We start from the raw sequence: 306 nt of genomic DNA, 5'->3' as shown, positions 1-306 counted from the left end.
CCGAGTTCTCTCAAGCGCCTTGGTATTCTCTACCTAACCACCTGTGTCGGTTTGGGGTACGGTTCCCAGTTATCTGAAGCTTAGGAGCTTTTCTTGGAAGCATGGCATCAACCACTTCGTCGCCTAAAGGCAACTCGTCATCAGCTCTCGGCCTTGAAATCCCGGATTTGCCTAAGATCTCAGCCTACCACCTTAAACTTGGACAACCAACGCCAAGCTGGCCTAGCCTTCTCCGTCCCTCCATCGCAATAACTGGAAGTACAGGAATATTAACCTGTTTTCCATCGACTACGCTTTTCAGCCTCG

At 50.3% G+C, this 306-nt stretch carries 1 rRNA gene; it reads right to left on the bottom strand.

Annotated features, from left to right (window positions below):
* A 23S ribosomal RNA gene (locus tag L6D80_RS29930) occupies window positions 1–306 on the bottom strand; the annotation flags it as partial.

Origin of the sequence: Pseudomonas ceruminis (assembly GCF_021602025.1) — a bacterium.
Lineage (GTDB): Bacteria > Pseudomonadota > Gammaproteobacteria > Pseudomonadales > Pseudomonadaceae > Aquipseudomonas > Aquipseudomonas ceruminis.
The sequence above is the reverse complement of the archived record's forward strand: the minus strand, read 5'-3'. Positions and strand labels throughout refer to the sequence as shown.